We start from the raw sequence: 24,596 nt of genomic DNA, 5'->3' as shown, positions 1-24,596 counted from the left end.
GAAGGCGTCCTTCAGTGCACGGGGGTCTCCGGTCGGACACGAAAAGGCGCGTCCGGGGGTTTCGAATTCCCCGGACGCGCCTTTCGACCAGGTGGCCGTCAGGAAGCGCGCTTGCGGCGGGCGAGATTCGCCTTACGCGCGTTGCTCCGATCCTGCGCGGCCACGATGTCCACGACGGGCTGTTCGCCCGCCTCGGTGCTCAACAGCCTGGCGAGCGCACCGACCGTGGGTGCCTCGTACAGCACGTGCGGTGCCAGCTCCTCGATCCCGAGCCGCCGCCGGATGCGGATCATGATCTCCACGCCCACCAGCGAGTTGCCGCCCAGCTCGAAGAAGTTGTCCGCCGTGCCGACCCGCTCCAGACCGAGCATGTCGGCCCACACCTCGGCGATCGCGACCTCGGTCTCGCCGTCCGGCGCCACGAAGGCGACGCTCAGCTCCGGCCGGGGGTGCCGGCCGCCGGTCGACTCCTCGTCGGCCACACCGAGGGCCGCGATCTCCTGGACCGTCACGCCGCTGCCCGCGACGGCCAGCTTCGCGAAGTCCTGCGTGGTCACCGCGACCTGCGTGAGCCCGGTACCCAGTGCCCGCAGCAGCGAGCGCCAGCCCGCCGCGAAGGGGATGCCGAACTCCGCCCGGTAGTCCCGGAAGAACTGGGCCACCTCCGGGCTGTACCCGGAAAGCCCTGCCTCCCAACCGTTCCACTCCCACTCGCCCCAGTTGATCGCGACGGTCCGGCGACCGTCGGACCGCTGGGACGTCGCGTGGGCGAACGCGTCGACGAACGAGTTGGCCGCGCAGTAGTCCACCTGGCCGGGACCACCGCCGGTCGCCGAGGTGATCGACGAGAACAGGACGAGGAAGTCCAGCTCGTGGTCGGCCAGCGCGGCGTCGAGCGCGAGCGTGCCCGCGACCTTCGGCGCGAGGGTCTTCTCGATCTCCGCCTTGGTCTTGAACTGCATCAGGCCGACACCCGGCACCCCCGCGGCGTGCAGCACGCCGTCGAGGCCACCGAACCGCCCGGTCGCGGCCTTCACCGCGGCCTCGACGTCCGCCCGGTCGGCCACGTCACCGGTGACGACCAGGACCTCGGCACCCAGCTCCTCGACCCGCTTCACGCCTTCCAGGCGCCTGCGGACCTCGGCTCCGGTCTTGTCGCTCGCCAGCACGGCGTCCCACGTGTCACGCGGCGGCAGACCCGTGCGGCCGAACAGCACCAGCCGTGCCTCGCACGCGACGGCGAGCTGCTCGGCCATGGCGAGACCGATGCCGCCGAGGCCACCGGTGATCAGGTAGACACCCTTGTCGCGCAGCAGGCTCGTACCGTCGTCGGCGACCGGCACCGACTCGTAGTCGAGCAGCCAGCGCCGCCCGGCCCGCAGTGCGACCAGGCTCATCACCTCGGGGTCACCGATCTCGGCCACGACCGAGGGGACCACCCGCGCGGGGTTGGCCAGCTCGGCGGGGTCGAGGTCGATCAGCCGGCAGCTCACCCCCGAGTACTCGACCGGGACGAGCCGCACCGGACCGAGGATCGTGGCGACCTCCGGCCGGATCCGCTCGGCACCGGTCACCGGCGAGAAGCCCGAGGTGACGATGTCGATCGTGTAGCCCTCGACACCCACGTCGCTCGCCGCCTGCGCGAGGGCGATGATGCTGTGCGGCCCCACCGCGACGCCCGTGTCCACCACGTCGAGGTCCAGCTCCGCGGGCGGCGCGACCGTCCACAGGTGCAGCACCCGTTCGGGCAGTCCCGCGCCGTCGCGCAGCTCACGCAGGAGCGCACGCAGGTCCGCGCTCTCCCCCGGCCGCACGACGTAGCCGTCGGCGGTCGAGGCGAACGCCTCGCCCGGCCGGACCAGCACGACGCTGCCGCCCGCCGCCTCGAACCTCGCCGTCAGCCGCGTACGCAGCTCCTCGGCAGGCTCGTGGGTGAACACCAGCCAGCGTGCCGAGGGCAGCGCACCGGCACGCGGCGCGGTCTGGTGCCACACCGGCGTGTGCACCCACTGCTCCTCCGGCAGGAGGGGCAACCCGGTCAGCGCGCTGGCCGCGTCGGGTGTCGCGGACGTCGCGACCGTGGCCGGGGCGGCCTGGGTCGACTCGCCCGCGAGCCAGTACTCCTGGCGCTGGAACGGGTAGGTGGGCAGCGGCACCCGGCGGACCGGGCGCGCGTTCTGGTAGGCGGCCCAGTCGATCTCGACACCGGCGAGCCACAGCACGGCCAGCGCGTCGGTGATCGTCCGGTCGTCCGGGCGCGGGTCGGCCGAGGCGGGCAGCGTCGCCGTCACCAGCGGCCATCGCTCGCGTGCGCAGTCCGGGTGCACCCTGGTCATCGCCGAGAGCGACTGGCCTGGCCCGATCTCCAGCAGTGCCGGGTCCTGGTCGGCGAGCAGCTGCGCGAGACCGTCGGCGAAGCGCACCGTCGAGCACATGTGCCGTGCCCAGTACTCCGGGTCGGTCACCAGCGCCTCGTCGGCCAGCTTCCCCGTCACGTTGGAGATGTAGGACAGCCGGGGTGCCCTCGGCCGCAGGTTCTCCTTCACCCACGCGGTCAGCTCGGCGGCCAGCGGCGCCAGCATCCTCGTGTGGAACGCGTGCGTGGTCAGAAGCTTCGTGCTCGGCACGTCGTCACGCTGGAGCCGGGCCGCGAAGTCGGTGATCACCTGCGGCTCACCGCCGAGGACGGTGATCTCCGGGCCGTTCACGGACGCGATGTCGATGCCCATCTCGCCCAGGTCGCCGAACCGGTCGGTCAGCCACTCCGGGGACCTCGGCACCGCCAGCATGGAACCGGCGGGCTGCCGGGAGATGAGGTCGGCGCGGAACGCCACCAGCCGTAGCGCGTCGGCGAGCGGGAGGACACCGGCGAGGCACGCGGCGACGTACTCGCCGAGGCTGTAGCCGAGCATCACCGACGGCTGGATGCCCCAGCTCATCAGGAGCCTGGCCACCGCGTACTCCACGACGAACACCGCGGGCTGCGCGATCTCGGTGCGGCGCAACGCCTCCCGGTTGGGGTCGGTCTCCTCCGCCGAGCGGCCGAGCATGGCGAGCAGCGCCGAGTCCTGGCCGCCACCCGCGCTCCTCGGCGCGGTGAGCAGCGGCAGCAGGTCGACGTCGAGCGCCTCCCGCATGACCGCCGCGCACTCGTCCACGATGGAGCGCACCAGCGGCTCCCTGCGGTACAGCTCGACGATCATGCCGGGGTAGTGCTCGCCGACACCGGCGAACATGAAGTTCACCGGCCGGGCCCGGTTGGGCTCGGCGCGGGTGAGCACGCCCGGCGGCAGCGCGCGGTCGGCGCCACCCGCGGTCGCGACGATCTCGGCCATCGAGTCGGTGACCCACGCCCTGCGGTGCTCGAACGTCTCGCGCCCGAGGTGCAGGGTGTTCGCCACGTCCCGCAGGGGCACGTCCGGCCTGCGGGCCAGGTGGTCGGCCAGCTGCCGCACGGACTGGTCGGCCGAGGCGGCGTTGCGCCCGGACACCCTGATCAGCTCGTAGCGGCGGTCCGGGGACTCCTGCGTCACGGCCGGCTCGGCCGGGGCGGGTGCCTCCTCGATGATCATGTGGACGTTGGTGCCACCCATGCCGAGCGAGTTGAGCCCGGCGATCCTGGGCTTGCCGCCCCGCGACTCCCACGGGGACAGCTCGGTGTTGACGTAGAACGGGCTGTTCTCGAAGTCGATCTCCGGGCTGGGCCGGTTGAAGTTCAGGCTCGGCGGGATCTGCTTGTGCCGCAACGCCATCGTGGTCTTGATCAGACCGCTGATGCCCGCGGCGGCGGCGAGGTGGCCGATGTTGGTCTTCACCGAGCCGATCGGGACGTACTGCTTCTGCTCGGTGTCGCCGAAGGCCCTGGTCAGCGCGGCCACCTCGATGGGGTCGCCCAGCGGGGTCGCCGTGCCGTGTGCCTCGACGTAGCCGATGTCCTCGGCCGTGACGCCCGCGTTGGCCATGGCGTCGGCGACCACGTCGGACTGGCCCACCACGCTCGGCGCGGTGTAGCCGACCTTCAGCGAGCCGTCGTTGTTGACCGCCGAGCCGCGGATGACCGCGTACACGGTGTCCCCGTCGCGCACGGCGTCGGACAGCCGCTTCAGCAGCACCACCCCGGCGCCGTCGCCGAACATCGTGCCCTGCGCGTCCGCGTCGAACGTGTGCACCTTGCCGTCCGGCGACTCCATCCCACCCGGCACGTAGAGGTGACCGACGCGGTCGGGGACGTGGATGGAGACACCGCCCGCCAGCGCCAGCTCGCACTCGTTGTGGCGCAGGCTCTGGCAGGCGAGGTGCGTGGCGACGAGCGCGGTCGAGCAGAACGTCTGGACCGTGAAGCTCGGCCCGGTGAGCCCCAGCTTGTAGGAGATGCTGGTGGTCAGCGAGTCCTTGTCGTTGCCGATGATGAACTGGTAGGCGTCCACCTCGCCGACGTCGGTGGTCTTCGACGCCATCAGCGTGCGGATCATGTACGTGCTGATGTTGCTGCCGCCGAACACGCCGACCCGGCCCCGGCCGTCCGACGTGCCGTAGCCGCCGTCCTCCAGTGCCTCCCAGCAGACCTCGAGGAAGAGCCGGTGCTGCGGGTCGGTGATCTCCGCCTCGCGCGGGCTGTAGCCGAAGAACGCGCCGTCGAACTCGCGGATGTTGTCCAGCACGGGCCGCTTGGGCACGTAGTTGGGCGCGTTCACGAGGTCCGGCGAGACACCGGCGTCGAGCAGCTCCTCCGGGGAGAACGTGGTGACCGACTCGACGCCGTTGGACAGGTTCCGCCAGAACTGGCCGACGTCGTTCGCGCCGGGGAACCGGCCGGAGAGACCGATGATCGCGATCTTGTCGCCGTACTCGTCGCCGCGCGGCGCGGTGGTGACCGCCGCCCGCGCGGGTGTCTCCACCTTCTTCTCGACCGGTTTCTCGGCCGGCTTCGGCGTGGCGGAGCCGCCCTTGCTCTCGATCAGCAGGGCCATGGCGTGGACGGTCGGCGCCTCGAACAGGTTGACCGCGGAGACCGTGGCACCCGACGCCTTCTGCATCTTCTTGACCAGCTGCAGGCCCATGAGCGAGGTGCCGCCGAGGTCGAAGAAGTTGTCCCGCACACCGACCCGGTCGATGCCGAGCATCTCCTCCCACACCCCGGCGAGCAGCCGCTGGAGGTCGTTGGTCGCGGGCACGAAGTCCTGGGGCAGGTCCGGCCTTGGCAGGCGCACCCCCGACGACGACGTGGCCTCGGTGATGTCCTTGACCAGCCACTGCCTGGTCCGCTGCGGCAGGTCGCCCGCGCTGACCGTGGTCCTCGGCAGCGGGTGTGCCAGGACGTGGTCGAACGCGTCGAGCGCCTCCTGCTCGGACATCGAGTACTCGACCATGGTGGCGCCGAGGTCGCCGATGCCGCCGTCGTCGATCATGGCCGCGGTGGCCGCCCAGGTGTCCCAGTTGATGGCGACCCAGCGGGTGGCGTCGTCGCGGTGCCGGTAGGGAATGGTGTCGAGGAACGTGTTCGCGGCGACGTACGGCGCGAACCCGAGACCGCCGAGCACCGCGGACATCGACGAGAACAGGACCACGAACTCGACGTCGTAGTCGGCGAGCACCGTCTCCAGTGCCACGGTGCCGTCGATCTTGCCGCCGCCGAAGTGCGCGTCGACCTGGTCGGGGCGCAGCTCGGTGATCGGCCCGAACGTGCTCGGGTCGGTGTTGGCGGCCAGGTGGATGACGCCGTCGAGCCTGCCGTGGCGGGTGAACAGGTCGTCGACGAGCCTGCGCACGGCCGTCTCGTCGGTCATGTCGGCCGCGGCCACCTCGACGCGGACACCGCCCTCACGCAGCTGCCGCACCGCGAGGAGGCGCTCGGCACGCGTGTCGCCCTCGGCGATGAGCGCGTCCCACTCCTGCTCCGGCGGCAGGCCGCTGCGCCCGGCGAGCACGATCGTGTTCTCGCCACCGGCACCGACGTGCCCGGCCATGAGTCGCCCGACCGGGCCGAGCCCACCGGTGATCAGGTAGACACCGCCCGCCTTGACCGGCACCGGCACGTTGTCCGTGGCCGGGGTCGGGCGCATGTCGAGCACGTAGCGGGTGCCGTCGCGCAGTGCCACGGCGTTCGCGGCGTCCGCGACGCGTGACTCCGCGTGGAGCCCCGCGGCGATCGAGGACGGGGTGTCCCCGAGCGTGACGTCGACCGAGCGGACCAGCAGCCCGGCGAACTCCTGGCTCGCGACGATGCACGCGCCGTACACGGTGGCGCGGTGGGGGTCCGGCACGTCGGTGTCGAGCACCGGCCGCGCCGAGGAGGTCACCACGGTGATCCGCACCGGGTCGGCGACCTCGCTGCCCAGCAACGCGGTCAGCCGGCACACGCTGTCGAAGCCGAGCAGGCGCGGGTCGCCGTCGTCGAGGCCGAACAGGTGCACGACCTCGCTCGGTGCGCCGACCGAGGTGAACAGCCGCTCGTAGTCCTCGGCCTCACCCGGCCGGATCGTCCACTGAGGACCCTCCGCCAGGGCTTCGCCGCGTCGCACCACGACGGTCTGTCGGCCGTCGGTGGCGAACCGGGCGGCCAGTGCCTCGCCGACACCGTGGCCGTCGGTCAGGATCCACACCGGACCGGTCGGCGCGGTGCCGTCCGGCACGCCGAGCGGCGTCGGCGCCCAGACCGGACCCCAGAACCGCGCGTTGTCGTCCGCGCTGGCCTCGACGACCGGCGCTGCCGCCAGCACGGCGGGGGCCTGCACACTCTGCCGGGGTGCGGCGGCGGGCGGGTCGATCCAGTAGCTCTGCTTCTCGAACGGGTAGTTCGGGATCGACACCTTCCTCGGCAGCCGGTCCTCGTGGTAGGCGTGCCAGTCGATGTCCACACCGGACAGCCACAGCTTGGCGAGGCCCTCGGCGAGCACCTCGGTGTCCGCGCGCGGGTCGGCCTCGGCGGGCAGCGTCGGGACCAGCAGCGGCCACCGGTTCGGCGGGCAGTCCGGGTGGTTGCGGGTGATCGCGCCGAGCGACTGCCCCGGCCCGATCTCCACCAGCGCCGGCTCACCCTCGGCGAGCAGCGTCGCCAGCATGTCGGCGAACTTGACGGTGCGGCACATGTGCTCGGCCCAGTAGCCGGGGTCACGCAGCTGGCGCTCGGTGATGACCGCGCCGGTCACGTTGGACAGGTACGGGATCCTGGGTGCCTTCGGCGACAGGTTCTCCCGTGCCCACGCGGTCAGCTCGTCGGCGACCGGGCGCAGCATGCGCGAGTGGAACGCGTGCGCGGTGCGCAGCCGCCGGCACGGCACGTCGTGCTCGGCCAGGCGGTTCGTCAGGTCCTCGACCGCGGCCACGGGACCGGCCACCACGATCATCTGCGTGCCGTTGACCGCGGCCACGTCGAGACCGAGGTCGGCGGGTGCGCCGACCAGCTTGCCGAGTTCCGCGACGGACAGCGGGACGGCCGCCATCGCACCGGCGGGCAGTCCGGCGATCAGCTTGGCGCGCACCGAGACCAGGCGGGCGGCCTCGTCGAGCGTCAGCGCCTCGGCGAGTGCGGCGGCGGCGAACTCGCCGACGCTGTACCCGGCGAGGATGCTCGGCTCGATGCCCCACGCCATGAGCAGCTTGCCCAGTGCGTAGTCGACCGCGAAGACCGCGGGCTGGACCACCTCGGTGGCCGAGGTGGACTCGTCCTCCCCGGGGGCGGTGCGGCCGAGCAGGCGGGCGAGGTCCGCGCCGTTCGACTTCTCGTCGGCGACCAGCTCGGCCAGCGGGTCGCTGCCCAGCTCGGCGCGGAAGATCGCCGCGCACTCGTCGATGGCCGCGCGGAAGACCGGCTCGCTGCGGTACAGCCCACCGATCATGCCCTTGTAGTGCTCGCCGACCCCGGCGATCAGGAACCCGACCGGCCGCTTCGTGCTCGCGTCGGACCGGGTCAGCACGCGCTGTGCGGCGTCGGTGCCGAGCGCGGTCGCGCCGTCGGCCGCGTCGGCGACGACGGCCGCCCTGCGCTCGTGGAAGACCTTGCGGCCGACCTGCAGCGTGTAGGCGACGTCGGCCAGCTCGACCGCGCCCCCGTCGGTGACCTCACCGGCGGCCAGGTCGGACAGGGTGGCGGCGAGCCGCTCGGTCGCGGCGGTGCCCGCTGTGGCGGTGCGTGCCGACCAGACCAGCACCTGGTGCGGACGGGCGTCCTCCCGGTCCTCGCGGTCGACAGGCGTGACCTCCTCCAGCACCACGTGCGCGTTGGTGCCGCCCATGCCGAACGCGCTGACGCCTGCCCTGCGGACCCGCTCGTCGTTGCGCTCCCACGGGGTCAGCTCCGTGACCACCTCGATGCGGCCCTTGCTCCGCACGAGCTGCGGGTTGGGGGTCGCGTAGTTGACCGTCGGCGGGATCACCTGGTTGTGCATGGCGAGCGACGCCTTGATCAGGCCCGTGACACCCGCGGCCCGGTCGAGGTGGCCCATGTTGGTCTTGGCCGAGCCGACCCGGACCCTGGTCACCTCCTCGACGTCGAAGACCTGCTGCAGCGCGGCGATCTCGGCGGCGTCGCCGAGCGGGGTGCCGGTGCCGTGGGCCTCCACGTAGTCGATGTCGGCCGGGGACAGCCCGGCCGCGGCCAGCGCCTCGGCCACGACACCGGCCTGGCCGCGCACGCCGGGTGCGGTGAAGCCGACCTTCATCGAGCCGTCGTTGTTGACCGCCCAGCCGCGGATGACCGCGTAGACGCGGTCGCCGTCGGCGAGCGCGTCCTCGAGGCGGCGCAGCACGACCACGCCGACGCCGTTGCCGAGCGGGGTGCCCTTGCCCTCGGCGTCGAAGGCGCGGCACATGCCGTCCGGTGAGGACATGCCCGCCTCGACGTACAGGTAGCCGACCCGCTGCGGCACGGTGACGGCGACGCCACCGGCCAGTGCGTAGTCCGACTCCCCCATCACGAGGCTGCTGCACGCCGCGGACACCGCGACCAGCGACGTGGAGCAGTAGCTCTGCACGCCGTAGGACGGGCCGGTCAGGTCGAACGCGTGCGACACCCGCGTCGGCAGGGAGTCCTTGTCGTTGCCCAGCCCCACGAACACCATGCCGGTGTTCTCGATCAGGCCGGGGTGCGGCGCGATGTTGTTCACCATGTAGGTGGACAGCTGGGCACCGGCGAAGACACCGATCGCGCCCTTGGCGCGGTCGGGGTCGACGCCGGCGTCCTCCAGCGCGTGCCACGCGTTCTGCAGGAAAAGCCGCTGCTGCGGGTCCATCACCTGCGCTTCCCGTGCCGCGTAGCCGAAGAAGCCGGCGTCGAACTTGTCGACGTCGTCGAGGATCGAGCCGACGCGGACATAGGTGGGGTCGTCGAGCAGCTCGTCCGACACACCCGAAGCCCGTAACTCCTCGTCGGAGAACTGGGTCATCAGGTTCTTGCCGGCACGCAGGTTCCGCCACAGCTCGCGCACGTCGCGGCTGCCGGGGAACTGGCCCGCGACGCCGACGATGGCGATGTCGCCAGAGATGTCACCGGCGAGGTCTTCTGCGCCGGCGTCCTCTCCCGAGTCGTACGGTGTAGGTTCGCTGGTCATCGGAGATTCCTCACCTTCGGGCTTTCCTGGCGCGCACCGCGGCGGCCCCGGTTCGTGCTCTGCGGCGCTCCCCACGCGCGGCACTGTTGTCCACTTGCGACGGCGGGGGCGCCGTTGTGTCGTCGTTGTCGGGTACCGCGAGTAGCTCGGAGAACTGGGCGACCGTCGGCCGCTCGAACAGCGAGGCCGCGGCCAGCTCGACGCCGAACTCCTTGGACAGGCGGTTCACCACGGTGATGCCTGCCAGGGAGGTGCCGCCGAGCTCGAAGAACGGGTCGTGCACCCCGACCTGCTCGATGCCGAGGCTGTCCTGCCACACCTCCGCCACGCGCCGCTCCACCTTCGTGCGTGGCGCGAGGTACGGGGTGCGCAGGTCCGGCCTCGGGAAACGCTGCCCGCCGGCGGTCGGTGCGGCCAGCTCGCCGTCGGGGTTGGTCAGTGCCGCGAGGTCCGCGACGACGTCCGCGAGCGGCTTGGTCAGCACGAGCACCTGTGGGGTACCGGCCGCCAGGACCCTCGTGAGGGTGTCGGGGCCTTCTTCCTCGGTGATGCCGAACTCGTCGCGGTACTGGCGGACCATCTCCAGCGCCGGGTTCCCCGCCAGGGTCACGGACTGCCAGGCGTCGAACTGCCAGGCACCCCAGGCGACCGAGACGACCTTGTCCGCGACGTGCCCGGTCGACGACGCGGCGAACGCGTCGAGGAAGGCGTTGGCCGCGCAGTAGTCGGCCTCACCGAAGCCACCGATGCTGGCGGCCGACGACGAGTACAGCGCGAACAGCTCCGGCGGGTCGTCGCGCAGTGCCTCGGCGATCGCGAGCGTGCCGCCGACCTTCGGGGCGAGCACGGCGGCCGCGTCGTCCTTGGCCTTCGCGGCGAGCAGGCCCGCGCCGGGCACACCCGCGGCGTGGACCACGCCGTGCACCCTGCCGAACTTCTCGCGCACGGCGTGCAGCACGCGCTTGACCGCGTCCGTGTCGCTGACGTCCGCCGCGAACGTGGCCACCTCGGCGCCCGCCGCCCGCAGCTGGCGGACGGCCAGCAGGATCGCGCTGACCTTCTCGTCCGGGTCGTGGCCCGCGAGCCACTCGTCCCACCCGGCTTCCTCGGGCAGCTCGGTCCGGCCGACGAGGGCCAGCCGCACGCCGAGCGGGGCGAGCCGCCGCGCCATGATCAGCCCGAGCCCACCGGTGCCGCCCGTGATGACGTAGGTGCCACCGCGCCGCCAGACCTGCTCCTCCTCGGCGGGGGGCAGCGTGGTCTCCTCGAACGTCCGCACCCAGCGGCGGCCACGCCGCCAGGCGACGACCTCGTCCGCGCCCGGCTCGGCCGCGGCCAGCAGGTCGACCTCCCGCAGCACCTGGCCCGCCAGGTCCCCGGCGTCCACACCGGACACCAGGTCGACGCACCGGACCCGGACCTTCGGGTACTCGGTGGCGATCGACCGGCACACGCCCGCGACGGTGGCGGGCACCGGGTTGGTCGCGTCGCCGCCGAGCACGTCGAACGTGTCCGCGACCGCGGCCACCAGCTCGACGTCCCGGTTGGCCAGGGCGCGGCCCAGTGCCTGCGCGAGCCACAGCAGGCTGTAGAAACCGTTGTCCAGCGCGGCTTCCAGGTCCCAGGCGCCACCGTGCGTGCCGAACGCGTGCACCACGCGCAGCGCACCGCCGTCGGTGACCGCCTCCTCCAGCAGCCGCAGGTAGTGCGCGGGCTTGGTGACGTCGATCGTGAACACGCCGTCCTGCCGGGCGTACGTGGTGCCCGGCTGGACGAGCACGGCGTCGTGGCCCGCGGCGGCGGCCTGCGCGACCAGCCGTGTGCCGAAGACGCCCTCGGGGGCGAACACCAGCAGCTGCCCGGCAGGCGCGGACGCGGCGAGCGCGTCGTGCCGCCGCCAGGTCGGCGTGTGGTGCCGGATGCCCCGTGTGGCGACCGGCCGCGCCTCCTGCTTCTCCTGCCTCTCCCTGACCTCGGGCCAGAACCGGGTCCGCTGGAACGGGTAGGTCGGCAGCGTCACGGGCCTGCGCAGGTCGGGGTGACCCGCCGTCCAGTCCACGGTCGTGCCCAGCTCCCAGAGCCGTCCGATCGCGGCCAGCCAGGCCGGGCGGGCCGCCTCGGCGTCCCGCGCCGGCATGACCGGCACGGCGGGCAGCTCGGTGTGCTCACCGGCCAGGTCGGCCAGTGCCTGCCCCGGACCGGCCTCGACGAGCACGCCCGCCTGCCGCGCGAGCTGGCGCAGTGCGTCCCCACCCGGCTTGTCGCCGGTGAGCGCGGTCGGCCGGCAGCGGCGCTCGGCCCAGTAGAACGGGCTGACCGCCTGGACCTCGCTGAGCAGCTCGCCGGACGGCGTGAGCACGGGGACGCGGGGGCCGGTCCGCGACAGCGTCGCGATCTCCCCGGCCACCTCGTCGACGCCGCGTGTCGCGTCGAGGCCGACCAGGCGGAGCGCTCCTGCCAGGTCGAACACCCCGGCCACGCAGGCGGCCACGTACTCGCCGGTCCCGTGCCCGAGCACGGCCGCAGGGGTCAGTCCCCACGAGCCGAGCAGCGCGACCAGCGCGTACTCGACGGCGAACGCCCCGAGCGCGGACCGGCCGCCGTTCAGCTCCGCCCACAGGTCGACACCGAGGTCACCGGCGGCGGTCACGCAGTCGTCGATGGCGGCGGCGAACGCGGACTCCGCGCGGTACAGCTCCTCGACCGCTCCCGGCCACACCTCGTCGGTGCCCGGCAGCAGGTACCCGACGCGCTGGCTGGTCGACGGCGTCTCGGTACCGGCCGAGGTGCCGTCCGCCAGTCCGGCGGCGAGGGCACGCAACCGGTCCAGGGTGTCGGCGGCGTCGCGGCCGACGACCGTCGCGCGCAGCGGCAGCGACGCGCGGCCGGTCTGGGTGGTGTAGGCGACGTCCGCCAGTTCGAGCGCCGGGTTGTCCGCCAGGTGCTCGGCGAGCCGCGCGGCGGTCTGGCGCAGCGCCGCCGTGCCGGCGGCGGAGATCGTGAGTGCCTGCCACGGCCGGGACACGGCCGGTGCCGGTGCCTCCTCCGCGCGCTCGACGATCACGTGCGCGTTGGTGCCGGACCAGCCGAACGAGCTGACACCCGCCCGGTTCGGCCCGCCCGCGGCGGCGGCCGGGAACGGCTGGCGCCCGATCGCCGGGCGCACCGGCCCGTCCACCGTCACCACGGAGTTCGGCTCACCCATGTGCAGGTTCGTCGGCACCTCGCCGTTCTTGACCGACAGGATCGCCTTGATCAGCCCGGCCATGCCCGCCGCGGCGAGCAGGTGGCCGATGTTGCTCTTCACCGCGCCGACCACGAGCGGGTGCTCGGCCGGGCGGGCGCCGAAGACCTCCCGCAGCGCGCTGAACTCGATGGTGTCGCCGAGTTCGGTGCCGGAACCGTGCGCCTCGACGTAGCCGATGTCGTCCGGCACGAGCCCGGCGTCGGCCAGCGCGGTCCGCACGACCGCGAGCTGGGCGACCCGGTTGGGCGCGGTCAGGCCGTTGCTCTGGCCGTCCTGAGTGATGGCCGAGCCGCGGATGACGGCGTGCTGGCGGCGCCCGTTCGTGGCGGCGTCACCGGCCCGCTGCAGGATGAGCACGCCGGCGCCCTCACCGATGACGAAGCCGTCCGCCGCCGCGTCGAAGGTCTTGCACTGGCCGTTCTCCGCGAGCATGCCCATCTTGCAGGCCTGCACGAACAGGTCCGGGTGGGTGATCGTGGAGCTGCCCGCGACGATCGCGAGGTCGCACTCGCCGCGCCGCAGGCTCTGCACCGCGAGGTGGGTGGCCACCAGCGACGACGAGCAGGCGGTGTCCACGGTGAAGCAGGGCCCGCGCAGGTCGAGGTGGTAGGCCACGCGTCCGGCCGCGGCGCTCGGCGAGCTGCCGAGGCCCAGGTACGGGTCGTCGATCGGGGTAGCGCCCTCGGCCTCGGTCTGCCGCCGCACGTACTGCCCGGCGTCGACCAGCCCGAGGAACATGCCGGTGCGGCTGCCGCGCAGCCCGTCCGGCGCGATGCCCGCGTCCTCCAGCGCCTCCCACACCAGGTCCATCACCAGGCGGTGCTGCGGGTCGAGCCGCAGCGCCTCCTGCGGGGACAGCCCGAAGAACGCGGCGTCCCAGCCGGCGATGTCGTCGAGGAAGCCGCCGTGCCGCGTGTACGCCTTGCCTGCGGCGGCACGGTCCTCGTCGTAGTAGGCCGAGGCGTCCCAGCGGTCCGACGGCACCTCGCGCACACCGTCGAGGCCGTCGAGCAGCTTGGTCCAGTACAGCTGCGGGTCGTTGGCGCCGCCGGGGAACCGGCAGCCGAGACCGACCACCGCGATCGGCTCGTCGGCCGCCACCGTGAGGACCGGCGCGACGGCCGTCTGCTCCTTGCGGGCACCCATCAGCTCGGCCCGCAGGAAGTCGGCGAGCGCCAGCGGCGTCGGGTGGTCGAAGATCAGCGTGGGCGCGAGGTCCAGCCCGGTCGCGGTCGCGAGCCGGTTGCGCAGCTCGACCGCGGTGAGCGAGAAGAACCCGAGGTCCTTGAACGCCCGGCCCGGCTCGATGCCCTCGTCGTCATCGTCGTCCTCACGGCCGAGCACCGCGGCGGTCTTCTCGCGCACCAGGGCGAGCAGCGCCTGCTCCTGTTCGACCACCGACAGCGGGGCGAGTTCCTCGGCGAGCGCGGTGGCCGCGATGACGGGCGCGGCCGGAGCCGGGGCCGGTGCCAGCGCACGGACCTCCGGCAGGTCGCCGATCAGCGGACTGCGCCGGAACGCGGTGAAGCGCGGCGCGAACCGGTCCCACGTCACGTCGGCGACGGTCACGCACGTGTCGTCCCGGTCGAGTGCCCGCCGCAGCGCGACGATGCCGGTCTCCGGCGCCATCGGCACCAGGCCGAGGTCACGCAGCTGCGCGCTGGCCTCGTCCGACGCGGCCATGCCGATCTCGCCCCACATGCCCCAGGCCACCGAGGTCGCCGTGAAGCCTGCCGCCCTGCGCTGTCGGGCGAGGCCGTCGAGGTAGGCGTTGGCCGCGGCGTAGACCGCCTGCGTCCCGCTGCCCCAGACGGCCGAGATCGACGAGAACAACACGAACGCGTCGAGGTCGTCCACCTCGAACAGCTCGCTGAGGTGCGCGGCGCCCGCGGCCTTGGCGGCCATGACGTCCGCCAGCTCGTCGACCGTGGTCTCCGCCAGCGGGCCGACCTGCAGCACACCGGCCGCGTGGAGCACCGCGCGGATCTGCTCGCCGTCCGCGCGCAGCCCCTCCACCAGTGCCGTCACCGCGTCCCGGTCGGTGAAGTCGCAGGCGACCACGCTCACCCGGGTGCCGGTCTCGGCCAACTCCTGGGTCAGCTCCGCCACTCCGGGTGCGTTCTGGCCGCTGCGTGACGCCAGCACCAGGTGCTCGGCGCCGGCACCCGCGAGCCAGCGGGCAGCGCGGGCACCGATCCCGCCGGTGCCGCCGGTGATCAGCACGGTGCCGCGAGGTGTCCACGCGGCGTCGTACGGGTCGTCGGCCGCGTGTGTCAGCCGCCTGCCGAACACGCCGTCCACGCGGAGCGCGACCTGGTCCTCGCCCGCGATCGCGCCGAGCACGTCGGCGAGCTTCGCAACGCCGTCCTCCGCGACGGTGTCGGGCAGGTCGACCAGACCGCCCCACCGCTGCGGGTGCTCCAGGCCGACCACGCGGCCGAAGCCCCACACCGCGGTCTGCGCGGGCGAGGTCACGGGGTCGTCGTCACCGACGGACACCGCGCCCCGGGTCGCGCACCACAGCGGGGAGTTCACGCCCGCGTCGCCGAGTGCCTGCACCAGCGCGAAGGTGCTCAGCAGGCCACCGGGCACCGAGGCGTGCACGTCGTGTGCGGCCTCGTCCAGCGCCAGCAGCGACAGCACGCCACTCGGTGCGGGACCGCCCGCCAGCACCGTGGTGACCGAGCGGGTCAGGATCGCCCGGTCCGCGTCGGCGTCGGCCACGACGACCTGCCGGACGTCGACACCGCGGCCCGTCAGTGCCCGGATCGCGCCGGCCACCCACGCGTGCCCGGCCTGCCGCTCCGGGATCGCCACCAGCCACCAGCCCGCGACGGGGGTGGCGGGCGTGCCGGTGATCGGCGCCCAGGTCTCGCGGTAACGCCAGTCGTCCGCCTCGGTCTCGACGGTCCGCTCGACCGTGACCGCGGGCGGCAGGCCGACCGCGCAGGCGGGTGCGGGGAGTTCCACCTCACCGCTCGCCAACCAGAACGAGCGGCGCTGGAAGGCGTAGGTGGGCAGCTCGACCCAGCTCGCGCCACTACCGGCGAAGTAGGGGCCCCACGTCACCGGCACGCCCCGCACCGCCAACCCGGCCACGATCGCGACGAGCGCGTCGAGGTCGACGGCCGCCGCGTCCAGCGTGGCGGTCGGGATGTCGTGGCCGGCAAGCCATTCCTGGCCGCCGGACGGACCGGTCGCGGTCAGGCGCGCCAGCCAGTACCCCGCGTCGCGGGACTGCGCGGCCGACACCGGTTTGCCGTCGGCGTCCGGGACGATCGAGATGGCCGGGTCGTGGTAGGACACCGAGCCGAGCACGGTCTCCAGGTCACCACCGACGAGCGCGGCGGCCACCGCGGCGGCGTCGGCGAGCGACCACACGCCCGCGACGTGTGCCGCCACGACCGCGCCGACGCCGTCCCCGGCCACGTACTCCGGGAGAACGTTCAGCGCCGCCAGCAGCTTCGCCAGCGCGACACCGGTGGCGAACGACGGAACCGACTTCCCGCCCAGCTCCGCGAGCACCTCGGCGTAGGCCGTGGCGAACGCCGGGATCTCCGACAGGCGCCCGGGCGCCGGAAAAGCCACGTCCGGGAACGCGAGTGCGACCGACGGCTGGCTGAGGCCGACGCCCTGGATGAGGTTGACCGCCGCCGACTTCGTGGCGAGCGCGTCCAGCGCGGGCAGGAAGTCGGACAGGTCCGAACCGGTGACGACCGCGCGGTACTCCAGCCCGGCACGGGTGGTGGCGAGGGAGAGCCCCACGTCGACCGGCCGCAGCGCCGGGTCCGCGACGAGGTGTGCCCGCAGCCGCTCTGCCTGCGCCCGCAGTGCCTTCGCGGTACGCGCGGAGATCGTCCACGGCACCACCGAGGGCACGACGCCTTCCGCGTCCTCGGTTTGCGGCGCCGTGTCCTGCTCGAGGATGACGTGCGCGTTGGTGCCGCTGATGCCGAACGAGGAGATGCCCGCACGGCGCGGGTGCCCGTCGACCGGCCACTCCCGTGCCTCGGTCAGCAGCTCCACCGCGCCGCTGCTCCAGTCGACCTGCGGCGTCGGCTCGTTCACGTGCAGGGTCTTGGGCAGGACGCCGTGCTCCATGGCCCCGAGGATCTTGATCAGGCCCGCGACGCCCGCGGCGCCCTGTGCGTGCCCGATGTTCGTCTTGACCGAGCCGAGCCACAGCGGGTGCTCGGCAGGCCGGTTCTGGCCGTAGGTGGCGAGGATCGCCTGCGCCTCGATCGGGTCGCCGAGCGTGGTGCCGGTGCCGTGCGCCTCGACGACGTCGACGTCGCCCGCGACCAGCCCGGCGTTCGCGAGCGCGGCCCGGATCACCCGCTGCTGCGAGGGACCGTTGGGCGCGGTCAGGCCGTTCGACGCGCCGTCCTGGTTCACCGCGGAACCCCGCATCACCGCGAGGACCCTGTGCCCCAGTCGCCGCGCGTCGGAGAGCCGCTCGACCGCGAGCACGCCGGCGCCCTCCGACCAGCCGAAGCCGTCGGCGGACTCGGCGAACGCCTTGCACAGCCCGTCCGGCGCGAGCCCGCGCTGCCGCGAGAACTCCACGAACACGGCCGGGGTGGCCATGATCGTGGTGCCGCCCGCGATGGCCAGGTCGCACTCGCCCGAGCGCAGTGCCTGCGCCGCGAGGTGCAGCGCGACGAGCGAGGACGAGCAGGCCGTGTCGACGGTGACCGCCGGGCCTTCCAGACCGAGCACATAGGACAGCCGGCCGGACGCGACGCTGGCGGAGGTGCCGGTGGCGACGAAGCCCTCGACCTCGTCCTTGCCGTCCCGCCCGTTGCCGTAGCCCTGGGGGATCACGCCGACGTAGACGCCGGTCCTGCTGCCGCGCAACGAGGTCGGGTCGATCCCGGCCCGCTCGCACACCTCCCAGGTCACCTCGAGCAGCAGCCGCTGCTGCGGGTCCATGGCCAGCGCCTCACGCGGCGAGATCCCGAAGAACTCGGCGTCGAAGTGCGACGCGTTGTCCATGAACGCCCCGTGGCGCACATAGGACTTGCCGAGCTTGTCCGGGTCCGGGTCGTACAACCCCTCGACGTCCCAGCCGCGGTCGGCCGGGAGCCCGGAGAGCACGTTCCCGCCCTCGTCGACCAGCCGCCACAGGTCCTCGGGCGAGGAGATGCCGCCCGGGTACCGGCACGCGGCCGCCACGATCGCGATCGGCTCGTTCTCACGCTCTTCCAGGTCACGCAGCCGCTGGCGGGTGCGGTGCAGCTCACCGGTCACGCGCGTCAGGTAGCCCCGCAGCTTGTCGGCCTGGTCAACAGGGTCGCTCACGATCCGCTCATTTCGTCCTTGTAGCCCATGCCGGCCTACACCCCGAGGTTCTCGATGAAGTCGAAGAGCTCGTCGTCGGTCGACGACGCGAGCTTCGCCTGCACGTCCTGTGCACCGTCTTCGTTGTCGTCGGTCGCGCCGGCGAGCAGCGACCGCAACCGTGCGACCACCAACCCGTGGGCCTGTCCGTCCACCGCCGCGGCCAGCGCCGCGGTCGCCACCCGGTCCAGCTCGCCGAGCAGGGCGTCCACTCTGGACTGTCCGGCCTCCGCGCCGTCCTCGACCAGCTCCGAGCCCAGCTGTTTGGCGAGTGCGCCGGGCGTCGGGTAGTCGAAGACGAGCGTGGCCGTCAGCCGCAGCCCGGTCGCCGCGTTCAGCCGGTTGCGCAGCTCGACCGCGGTGAGCGAGTCGAAGCCCAGCTCGGTGAACGCCCGGTGGCGGGTGATGGCGTCGGTGCCGGTGTGGCCCAGCACCGCGGCCACGTTGGCGTTGACCAGTTCCAGCAGTGTCCGGTCCTGTTCGGCCGCGGACATGCCCGCGAGGCGGGCACGCAGCGCGGACGCCTGCGCCGGGTCGGCGGACTGCGCCGTGCGCCGCACCCGGACCAGACCCTGGAGCAGCGGCGGCAGCGGCCTGCCCTCCGCCTGCAACGCGCCGACGTCCATCTTCATCGGCACCACCACGGCCCGGTCCAGCCCGGTCGCGGTGTCGAACAGCGCCATGCCCTCCTCAGTGGACAGTGGCAGCGTCCCGGCTCGCCGCAGCCTTGCCAGGTCCGCATCGTCGAGGTGACCCGTCATGCCGCTGGCCTGCTCCCACAGGCCCCAGGCGAGTGCCGTGGCAGGCAGTCCGGCCGCACGCCGGTGCTGCGCGAGCGCGTCGACCGCCGCGTTGGCCGCGGCGTAGTTCGCCTGTCCCGGGGCGCCGATGATGCCCGCGGCGGACGAGAACAGGACGAACATGGCCAGGTCCATGTCCCTGGTCAGCTCGTGCAGGTTCAGCGCCGCGTCCAGCTTCGGCCGCAGCACCGTGTCGAGGTGTTTCGGCGTGAGTCCCTCGATCGTCGCGTCGTCGAGCACACCGGCGGCGTGCACGACGCCGGTCAGGGGGGTCTCCAGGCCGGCGAGGAGCGCGGCCACGGCGTCCCGGTCGGCCGTGTCGCACGCGGCGACCGTGACCTCCGCCCCCAGTTCGACCAGCTCGTCGCGCAGCTCGGCGGCCCCGTCGGCCGCCAGGCCCCTGCGGCTGGTCAGCACCAGGTGCCGCGTCCCGTGCGTGGTCACGAGGTGCCTGGCCAGTGCCGCGCCGAGCGCACCCGTGCCGCCCGTGATGAGCACGGTGCCGTCCGGGTCGAGCGGACGCGGCAGGTTCAGCACGATCTTGCCGACCTGCTTGGCCTGGCTGAGGAAGCGGAACGCGTCGATCGCGCGGGTGAGCTGCCAGTCGGTGATCGGCGCCAGCTCCAGCACGCCGCTCTCGAACAGCGCGACCAGCTCGTCGAGCATGTCGCCGAGCCGCTCGGGGCCCGGCTCGATCAGGTCGAACGCCCGGTAGACCACGCCGGGGTGCGCGGCGGCGACCTCGTCCGCGTCGCGGATGTCGGTCTTGCCGATCTCGATGAACCGCCCGCCCCTTGGCAGGAGCCGCAGTGAGGCGTCCACGAACTCGCCGGACAGCGAGTCCAGCACGACGTCGACACCCGTGCCGCCGGTCGCCGCGAGGAACCGCTCCTCGAACTCCAGCGTGCGCGAGGACGCGATGTGGTCGTCGTCGAAACCCATGGCGCGCAGGGTGTCCCACTTGCCGGGGCTCGCCGTGGCGAACACCTCGGCACCCAGCGAGCGGGCCAGCTGCACCGCGGCCATGCCGACGCCACCGGCGGCGGCGTGGATCAGCACCTTGTCGCCCTCGCCGACCCCGGCCAGCTCCTTCAGCCCGTGGTAGGCGGTCAGGTAGGTGATCGGCACCGACGCCGACTGCCGGTAGGACCAGCCGCGCGGCATGCGCCGCAGGATGCGGTGGTCGGTCACGGCGATCGGGCCGAAGGACCCGCCGATGAAGCCGAAGACGTCGTCGCCGGGTGCGAGACCCGTGACGCCCGGCCCGACCGCGAGCACCACGCCCGCGCCCTCGCCGCGCTGCACCTCGGGGCCCTCGATCACGCCGAGCGCGATCAGCGGGTCGCGGAAGTTCAACCCGGCGGCACGCACGCGGAGCCGGACCTCGCCTTCTGCCAACGGTTCCAGCACCTGCGGGCAGGCGACGAACTCGAGCCGTTCGAGCGTGCCCTTGTCGCGGCTGTCCAACCGCCACGCCGACGCGCCGACCGGGGGCACCAGCTCGCCGTCCGCACCGGCCCTCGTGAGCCGGATCGCGAACGACTCGCCCGCGCGGATCGCGAGCTGGGGCTCGCCGGTCGCGAGCGCGGCCGGTGCCGCGGCCACGCTGTTCGCGTCGCCGTCGAGGTCAAGCAGGACGAACCGGTCCGGGTGCTCGGACTGCGCGGTCCGCACCAGACCCCACACGGCGGCCTGCACGAGGTCCACGTCGTGGTCGCGACCGGTCGCCACCGCGTCCCGGGTGACGAACACCAGCTTCGCGTCGGCGGGCAGCCGGTCCTCGGCGAGCCACGCCTGGACCAGGCCGAGCACCGACTCGGTGACCGTGCGCACGGCCACGCTCGGCGTGCCGGCGTCGACCGACACCTGGTGCACCACCAGGTGGGGTTCGGCGCCGGAACCGGCGAGTGCCGCGAGGTCCACGAAGGACTCGGCGGCAAGCCCCAGGGTGTCGGCACCGAGCACCGCGACCGAGCCGGACCCGGCCTGCTCCGCCGCGACGGGTGTCCACTCCAGACCGAACAGCGACTGCCGGCCGGTGGCGTTGGACTGTGCGGTCAGCGCACCTGCCGCCAGCGGCCGGGTGGTCAGCGTCGTGACGGTGGCCACCGGCGTCCCGGCCGGGTCGGCCAGGTGGACCGACATCGAGCTGGGGCCGGTCGGGGTGAGCCGCACCCGCACGGTCGTCGCGCCGGTCGCGTGCAGCCCGACCCCCGCCCAGCTGAACGGCAACCGCACCTCGACGTCGTCGCGGCCGGCGAGCATGCCGTGCAGTGCGGCGTCGAGCAGCGCCGGGTGCAGTCCGAAGTGGACGGCGTCGCCCGCGGCCGACTCGGGCAGGGCGACCTCGGCGAAGATCTCGGCGTCACGCCGCCACGCCCGCACGAGCCCCTGGAAGGTGGGGCCGTAGCCGAACCCGGCCGCGGCGAGTGAGTCGTAGAAGCCGTCGAGGTCAACGGGTTCGGCGCCGATCGGCGGCCAGATGGCGAGGCCGGCGTCCTCCGCGGGCCGTTCCGGGCCGACCGCACCGGCGGCGTGCTGGGTCCACGGCGTCTCCGGCGGCGCGGCCTCGTCACGGCTGTGGATCGCCACCGGGCGGCGGTCGCCGTCGAGCGGGCCGACGACCACCTGGACGTGCACCCCACCCTGCGCGGGCAGGAGAAGCGGCGCGGACAGCAGCAGCTCCTCCAGGTGCCCGTAGCCGACCTGGTCACCGGCCCGCAGGGCCAGCTCCACCAGCGCGGTGCCGGGCAGCAGGACGGTGCCCTCGACCGCGTGGTCGACCAGCCAGGCGTGGGTGGCGCGGGACAGCCGGCCGGTGAGCACCGCTCCCCCGCCGTCCGGCAACGTCACGACGGCGCTGAGCAGCGGGTGGCCGAGCGCGGTCTGCCCGAGCCCGGCCGCGTCCACCATGCCCCTGGTGGGGGCGTACCAGTAGGAGTCGCGCTGGAACGCGTACGTGGGCAGGTCGACCACCCGGGCACCGGCGAACAGGTTCGCCCAGTCCACCGCGACGCCTTGGCAGTGGGCCTGGCCCACCGAGGACAGGAAGCGGTCCAGGCCGCCGTCGTCCCGGCGCAGGGTGCCGACCACGGCCGCGTCGACCTCCGCGCGCTCGATGGTGTCCTGGATCGCGACGGACACCACGGGGTGGGCGCTGACCTCGACGAAGTGCTGGAACCCGTCGGCCAGCAGGGTTTCGACGGTCTCGGCGAAGCGGACCGTGCCACGCAGGTTGCGGTACCAGTAGTCGGCGGTCAGCTCGGCCGTGTCGATGACCCCGCCGGACACCGTGGAGTAGAAGGTGACCGGCGCCGTGACCGGCGTGATGTCGGCGAGGTTCGCCAGGATCTCCTCGGCGATGCGCTCCACGTGGTGGGAGTGCGACGCGTAGTCCACGGGGATCCGCTTGGCCCTGATGCCCCGCTCCTCGCACTCGGCGAGCAGCTCGTCGAGCGCGGCGACCCCGCCGGACACGATCACCGACGACGGCCCGTTGACCGCGGCCACCCCGACGTCGCCTGCCCAGCGGCCGATCAGCTCCTCGACGTCGGCGACGGTCCTCGGTACCGACACCATCCCGCCGAGCCCCGCGAGCGCCGTGATCGCCTTACTCCGCAACGCGACGACCCGAGCCCCGTCCTCGACGCTCAACGCACCGGCGACGACGGCCGCGGCGATCTCACCCTGCGAGTGCCCGACCACGGCAACGGGCTCGACACCGAAGGACCGCCACAGCGCGGCGAGCGACACCATGACCGCCCACGACACGGGCTGCACGACGTCAACCCGCTGCAACGACTCGGCGTCGGGCTCACCACGCAGGACCGGCCACACCGCCCAGTCGACAAGCGGCTCGAGCGCGGCAACACACCCGGACATCGCCGAGGCGAACACCGGAGACGACGCCAACAACGTCGCCGCCATCCCGACCCACTGCGCGCCCTGGCCGGGGAACACCAGCACGACCCGGCTCCGCTTGCCGATGGCGCGCCCCTGCACCAGTTCCGTCGCGGGCTCGCCGGCCGCCAGTGCGGCCAGGCCACGCAGGAAGCCGTCCCGGTCCCCCGCCGTGACCACCGCGCGGTGGTCGAGCCGTGCCCGAGTGGTCGCGAGGGACAGGCCCACGTCGACCGCACGTGCGTCCGTGTCCTCGGTGACCGCTGTCAACAGCCGCGCCGCCTGCGCACGCAGCGCGGTGTCGGACCGCGCGGAGAGCAGCCACGGGACCACGGCCGGTTCCGGTCCGACCGGCGCGGCCGCCGCGGGCTCGACCGGCGGGGCCTCCTCGATGATCACGTGCGCGTTGGTGCCGCTGATGCCGAACGACGACACGCCTGCCCTGCGCGGCTGGTCGGACGCGGGCCATTCCCGCGCCTCGGTCAGCAGTTCGACCGAACCCGCGGTCCAGTCCACCTTCGGCGTCGGCTCCTGCACGTTCAACGTCCTGGGCAGCACGCCGTGCCGCAGCGCCAACACCATCTTGATGACGCCCGCCACGCCGGCGGCCGCCTGTGTGTGCCCGATGTTGGACTTCACCGAACCGAGCCACAACGGCCGACCTTCCGACCGCTCCTGTCCGTAGGTGGCGAGAATCGCCTGCGCCTCGATCGGATCACCCAGTGGGGTGCCCGTGCCGTGCGCCTCGACGACGTCGACGTCCTTCGTGGACAGACCGGCGTTCGCCAGTGCCGCACGGATCACCCGCTGCTGCGCGGGACCGCTCGGCGCCGCCAACCCGTTCGAAGCACCGTCCTGGTTCACGGCGGTTCCCCTGATCACCGCGAGGACCCGGTGCCCCTGGCGTTGCGCGTCGACCAGCCGCTCCAGCACGAGCACACCGGCGCCCTCCGACCACACGGCGCCGTCGGCTCCCGAGGAGAAGGACTTGCACACACCGTCGGGTGCCAGCCCGCGCTGCCGCGAGAACTCGACGAACGAGTCAGGCCGGGAGATCACCGTCACGCCACCGGTCAGGGCGAGCGTGCACTCGCCCCGCCGCAGCGCCTGCACGGCGAGGTGCAGGGTCACCAGCGAGGACGAGCACGCCGTGTCGGCGGTGATCGCCGGCCCCTCCAACCCGAGGAAGTAGGACACCCGGCCGGAGACCACGCTGGCGATCGCACCGGTGCTCAGCAGTCCCTCCAGCTCCTCGGGCGTCTGCTCCGCCCCGATGCCGTAGTCGCTGGACAGCACGCCGGCGTAGACGCCGGTTCGGCTGCCCCGCAACGAGTTCGGGTCGATGCCCGCCCGTTCGACCGCCTCCCAGGACGTCTCGAGCACCAACCGCTGCTGCGGGCTCATCGCGCGTGCCTCACGCGGTGAGATCCCGAAGAACTCCGCGTCGAAGTCGGCGGCGTCGTAGAGGAAACCGCCACGCCGGACGTAGGACGTGCCGAACTTCTCCGGATCGGGGTCGTACAGGTTCTCGAGGTCCCAGCCGCGGTTGTCGGGGAAGTCGACGATCCCCTGCTCACCGTCGGAGACCAGCCGCCAGAGGTCCTCCGGCGAGTACACCTGCCCCGGGAACCGGCAGGCCATGCCCACGATGGCGATCGGCTCGAAGTCCTTGCGCTCCGCCTCACGCAGCTGGCGGCGGGCTTCGCGCAGGTCGGCGGCGGCTCGCTTGAGGTAGTCGAGGTACTTCTCTTCGGTGGCCAC

General features: G+C 73.2%; 3 protein-coding genes. All 3 read right to left on the bottom strand.

The window, feature by feature from the left end:
- Nucleotides 1-98 precede the first annotated feature (98 nt).
- Genes CLV71_RS04955 through CLV71_RS04945 form a run of 3 tightly spaced genes read right to left on the bottom strand, consistent with a single transcriptional unit; the run spans nucleotide 99 to nucleotide 24,596 of the window.
- Entirely contained in the window at nucleotides 99-9,548 is a 9,450-nt protein-coding gene (locus CLV71_RS04955; protein ID WP_133901404.1) for a type I polyketide synthase, read from the bottom strand.
- Nucleotides 9,549-9,558: 10 nt separating this feature from the next.
- Nucleotides 9,559-18,096: a type I polyketide synthase gene (locus CLV71_RS04950; RefSeq protein WP_133901403.1), complete on the bottom strand. Its 8,538-nt coding sequence runs from the start codon at nucleotides 18,094-18,096 to the stop codon at nucleotides 9,559-9,561.
- A 35-nt stretch (nucleotides 18,097-18,131) separates the two neighbouring features.
- A complete protein-coding gene (locus CLV71_RS04945; RefSeq protein WP_133901402.1) occupies nucleotides 18,132-24,596 on the bottom strand; it encodes a type I polyketide synthase in 6,465 nt (2,154 codons plus the stop codon).

Source organism: Actinophytocola oryzae (assembly GCF_004364325.1).
Taxonomy (GTDB): domain Bacteria; phylum Actinomycetota; class Actinomycetes; order Mycobacteriales; family Pseudonocardiaceae; genus Actinophytocola; species Actinophytocola oryzae.
The sequence above is the reverse complement of the archived record's forward strand: the minus strand, read 5'-3'. Positions and strand labels throughout refer to the sequence as shown.